Below are 4,659 nucleotides of genomic sequence, written 5' to 3'. Positions count from 1 at the left end.
TTCGTCCGGGCCCGGTGGATCAGTAGGGCCTGTTCCTTGGTCCCGCGGCCTACCTTCACCAGGCCGTCGTCCCGGAGGAAGCGGCGGATCTCCCCGGCAATTTTGGGCACGGCGTAGGTGGAAAACTGGGTGCCATAGGCCAAGTCGAAGCCCTGGACGGCTTTCAAAAAGCCCACACAGCCCAGTTGATATAAATCCTCATTGTCCAGGCCCTTCCGGGCGTAGCGGCGCACGATGCTCCAAATCAGCCCGGCGTTTTCCTCCACCAGACGGCCGCAGGCCTCCCGGTCCCCTGCCTGGGCGGCCTGGATGAGGGTGAAGCGGTCTTGGGCAATCAAGGATGCTGCCCTCCCGCCCGGAGGGCAAAGCGCTTGCGCATGGTCACGGTGGTGCCCTTGCCAGGGACGGAGCGGACCTTTAGGGTGTCGGTAAAGCTCTCCATGATGGTGAAGCCCATGCCGGAGCGCTCCTCGTTGCCGGTGGTGAAGAGGGGGGTGCGGGCTTTCTCCACGTCGGGGATGCCCACCCCCCAGTCCCGGACGATGAGCTCCATCTCGTTGCCGGGGTAGAGGCGCAGCTTCATCTCTACCTTCCCCAGGGTGTCTGGATAGGCGTGGACGATGGCGTTGGTGACGGCCTCGCTGACGGCGGTTTTTACATCCCCCAGCTCATCCAAGGTGGGGTCCAGCTGGGCGGCAAAGGCGGCGGCGGCGGAGCGGGCAAAGGCCTCGTTGGCGGATTTGGAGGGGAAGGTCAGAACGACCTGGTTGGTATATTTCACGGTACGCATCTATGTAGCTCCTTTCACTGGGCGATGGGGATGAGCCGCCCGATCCCGGCGGCCCGGAGGACCCGCGCCGGCTGCTCGTTGAGGCCGGTGACCTGGATGGTCCCGGAGAGCTCGTCCATTTGCTGGCGCAGGCGCAGGAGGATGGCGATGCCGGAGCTGTCCATAAACGTGACCCCGGAGCAGTCCACCACCACCTGCCGGGGCAGGACGGCGTCCACCTCTTTTTCCAGGCTGTGGAGCAGGCCCTTGACGCTGTGGTGGTCGATGTCCCCAGACAGGGAGATGGTGAGGATGCGGTTGTGGGTGGCGTAGGCGACGGGCATATCAGAAAAACCCCCTTTGTATGACGGTATATCCAAGCGGAAACAAAAATTACCCTATACCAGCTTGTCCGGTATAGGGTAATCATACTGCATTGCTATGGAGATTTCTGTCAAAGGGAGAGGGGAAGAGGAAAAATATAAGGGGACAGCCGGATAGGCTGTCCCCTTGTGGTATGTTATCCGTTGGTTTTGGGTATGTCGCCGCGGTCAGCCACCAGCGAGTCCATATCATAGGACAAATCGGAGGTTTTGACCCAGAAGCTGCGGGTATCGCCGCCAACGAGGTTTTGAACCTTGCAGCGGGAGCCGTCCCGCACCAGGACTTTCACTGTGCCGAGCATTTGCTCCACCTCTTGGGTCTCCGTATTTTGGCCCAGGCATCCGTCGGCAAGGGCCAGATTGGCGCTGTTTTCCAAATCCTCTTCGGATTGGGAAAGGATAGCGGCGGGCAGTGTGCCATACAGGGCGTTGGGGGTGTCTCCGGTGGGGACATAGACCCGGGATTGCTCCCCTGTGGTTTCCAGCACTAAGACCACATCACCCTTGACCATGGGGACATCTCCCTCAATGGCAGTCCAGGAAAGCTGCATACTTGTGTCCGCCAAAGCGCCGTAACACTGGGTCAGGGTGGCGTCTTCCAGAAGGACAGCCGTGCGGGCGGGGCGTTGGACGGTTTCGGTGGAGAGGATGTTTGATGTGTCTTCCTGGGGTGTCTGGGACTCGGCGCTGCTGTCCGGGCCGCAGGCGCACAGCAGGGCACAGAGCAAAGCGCACAGGGGCAGGAAATACTTTTTCATAGGAACCTCCTTCAATAAAATTGAAAGTTTGTCGGTTGGAGGAAGGGGAAACCCTTAGCCCAACTGCTGCTCAAAGGCATCCCGGATGGTATGGGGATTTTCTGCGATGATGAGTACGGCATACTGGTCCTGGGTAAAGACGATGCCCTTTTCTGCCATATCCAGTTGGTCGGGGGCGTATTGGCGGAATGTGTTGCAACGGGAGTCCTTGTGCTCGCTGAGGCTGATGGCGGCATCCTGGACGTCAGCGGGGTCTTTTACGGCGATGACAGCGAATTCGTCGGCAGTTTTTTCATTGGAAAAGGAGAGGAGATAGTTCTCCACCTTGTCATAGTCCAGAGTGGAAAAGTAGGTAAAATTCTGCGCGGCCTTGTCGGAGTCCCCGGTGACAGAGCGCATGGTGGGGAAATTACCGGCTTCCAGCATGGCGGTTTGCAGTTCTTCCATGTCTACAGCGGCGGAGGCGGCGGGGCTGCCGGTGCAGGCGCACAGGGCCAGGGCGGTGCTGAGGCCCAGCAGGAGTGCGAGGATTCGTTTCATGGTATTGTCCTCCTTAACCGACGGCTTTGGCTTCTGTTTCAAAGAAGCCTTCTGTGTCGTTGTCGCTGGGGTCGCCGCTCATACCGTCGAAGGCATCCCGAACGGCCTTGTCCACTTTTTCCAAATCCTCCTCAGAGAGTTCCGTAAATGGGTCCTCGGAAGTAAAACCGTAGGTGGTGATGGTGAGGATGTACTCACTGCCAGATACAGGGGTCCAGGTCCAGCTCATCCACAGATCGCCAAATTCACTGCTGTTGACGATATCCTGCATGCTGTTGAGCATGGCTTCCACGATCTGGGCGTGGGCCTCGTCGATGGCCTGGAAGCCCAGGCAGGTGGTGGCTTGCTGTTCATCCAAGGAGGCCCGGAACAGGGCGGGGATTTGATAGATATCCTCCACCTGCTTACGGTTTTGATAGGCGTAGTTGTATTCTAGGCTGGTGGCGGCGGGGAAGAACTCCCGGTCCCAATCGTGGCCGTGAGCGGCCAGGTCGTCATTCATGTTAAAGTTGGCGTAAGTAGTTTCACCCTGGTCAGAGGAGGTGTCCACATGATACCAATTGCCGTCTAGCTTGACCAGATTCCAAGAGTGGTATTTGTCTGGATTGTGGACCACCATGCACTCAATGTCCATCATCTGCATGAATAGGCGGAAGGTGGTGGCGTAGCCCACACAGACGGCATCGTGGTATTTCAGCACGCCATAGGGGTTGTCACTGTCTTCGCCGGTTTGAGGGATGACCTGGAGTACGCCCCAGTCCTGGGTCAGCTCTGTGGTCATCCACTCGTAGACGGCTTTCTCCTTTTCGTAATCGCTCATGTCCTCGGTGATAATCTCGTCCAATACAGCGCTGGCCATCTCCAAGGTTTCCTTCTGCTTGTTGCTCAGAGAGGCGGTGTTGCCGGATTTGTAGGCGTCGGAGATGGGGAGGGTGGAGACAATGCGGTACTCGTTGTTCATGATGCCTACATTGTCCTCTTGGGTTTCCCCGTCGGGAGAGATGCCTGCGGCGTCTTGCAGGGTGTGGATGGCTTTTGCGTTGTACACGCCCAAAATGGTGCTGCTGAGGATGCCCACCAGGGCGACCGCCAGCAGGCAGTACAAAACGATGGTTTTCTTCTTTTCTGCTACCATACTATACTCCTTTATCTCTTGTAATGTGGAACTGGGTTCATCATACGTGGTTTGATGAGGAAGGTCAATAGATTTAAGAGAAGCTTAAGAAAGATGGGGGGTTACTGGGGGGCAGACAGGTCAGCGGCTGAATTGGTGTCCAGCAGGGCGGTGGCTTCTGCCAGCAGCAGGGTGAAGGCATCTAGGTCTTGGATGTATTTTTCTGCCTGCCAGTCATGGGTGATAATGCTGAGGTCATAGAGCTGGCCGAAGGCATCCTGAAGCTGGGGGAGCTTTGTGCGGAAGGGGGAGTCGGCGTCTGTGAGCAGGGGGCTGTCGCAGTTCTGCCAAAGAGCATCCAGGAAGCTAGTGCGGGCGTTGGAATATTGGTAATAGGGATCGGTTAGCCCGTCGGGAAGCATCTGTGGCACGGTGGCTTTGGGGGCGTAAGCCCAGAGGGTATAATAAGCGGAGAGACGACCAGAGACGTTGCCGGAGATACCGTCCAGGTAGCCCTGTAAATAGCCCCGGGCTTCGGGGGTGTCCTCCAAGGTGGAGAGGCAGTCCAACAGGGCGTCCATTTCGTCCAGCTCACAGCGCTGTTGGTGAAGGAACTGGCCTCCGGTGGTGGCATAGAACTGGTTTTCGTAGTCAATGGACACTTCACTGGTGGAGTCCGGGGCTCCGCAGGCGGAGAGGAGGGCGGCCAGAGCCAGAGGCAGGAGGAGTGACTTCTTCATAGGGGCTCGTCCTTTCTATAAAATGTACTATGTTTGATTGGATGGGCCAGGGGGAGGTTTCTTTCATTTATTATAACAGCAAAAAGAGGGGAATATTACATAATTTTTTGTTTTTTTCAAAAATTTTCTCGAAATGCCCCTTGCTGGGCAAAAAACAGCAGATGCTCCGGGGTCAGAGGCACCTGCTGTCAGTCAATCAGTCCTTATGAAGGGTATTCAAATCGTAGGGGGTGGTCTGGTAGACATAGTAGTTGAGCCAGTTGGTGTAGATCAGCTGGCCGGCGGAACGCCACCGGACAATGGGCGTCTGGGTGGGGTCATCACCCGGGAAATAGTGCAGGGGGATGTGGATGTC

The 4,659-nt window shown here is 57.1% G+C and carries 8 protein-coding genes; all 8 read right to left on the bottom strand.

Annotated features, from left to right (window positions below; genetic code table 11):
• Positions 1–338 (bottom strand): sigma-70 family RNA polymerase sigma factor (locus tag ACTOZL_RS09990; protein WP_482478237.1); only part of this gene is annotated, 338 nt, incomplete at its 3' end.
• Positions 335–790 (bottom strand): anti-sigma F factor, encoded by a 456-nt coding sequence (gene spoIIAB, locus ACTOZL_RS09985; RefSeq protein WP_482478236.1) that lies wholly within the window; start codon positions 788–790, stop codon positions 335–337. The genes ACTOZL_RS09990 and spoIIAB, both read right to left, overlap by 4 nt.
• Positions 791–804: 14 nt before the next feature.
• Positions 805–1,113, bottom strand: coding sequence for an STAS domain-containing protein (locus ACTOZL_RS09980; protein ID WP_482478235.1), 309 nt, complete (start codon positions 1,111–1,113; stop codon positions 805–807).
• A gap of 176 nt (positions 1,114–1,289) precedes the next feature.
• Positions 1,290–1,910, bottom strand: coding sequence for a hypothetical protein (locus ACTOZL_RS09975; protein ID WP_482478234.1), 621 nt, complete (start codon positions 1,908–1,910; stop codon positions 1,290–1,292).
• 54 nt (positions 1,911–1,964) lie between these two features.
• Complete coding sequence (locus ACTOZL_RS09970; RefSeq protein WP_482478232.1) at positions 1,965–2,450, bottom strand: DUF4358 domain-containing protein; 486 nt, start codon at positions 2,448–2,450, stop codon at positions 1,965–1,967.
• 13 nt (positions 2,451–2,463) lie between these two features.
• Positions 2,464–3,585: a transglutaminase domain-containing protein gene (locus ACTOZL_RS09965; protein ID WP_482478230.1), complete on the bottom strand. Its 1,122-nt coding sequence runs from the start codon at positions 3,583–3,585 to the stop codon at positions 2,464–2,466.
• A gap of 101 nt (positions 3,586–3,686) precedes the next feature.
• A complete protein-coding gene (locus tag ACTOZL_RS09960) occupies positions 3,687–4,304 on the bottom strand; it encodes a hypothetical protein (RefSeq protein ID WP_482478229.1) in 618 nt (205 codons plus the stop codon).
• Positions 4,305–4,500: 196 nt separating this feature from the next.
• Positions 4,501–4,659: homoserine O-acetyltransferase/O-succinyltransferase family protein (locus tag ACTOZL_RS09955; RefSeq protein WP_482478238.1), on the bottom strand; the 159-nt coding region annotated here is incomplete at its 5' end.

Source organism: Evtepia sp. (assembly GCF_056797215.1).
The sequence above is the reverse complement of the archived record's forward strand: the minus strand, read 5'-3'. Positions and strand labels throughout refer to the sequence as shown.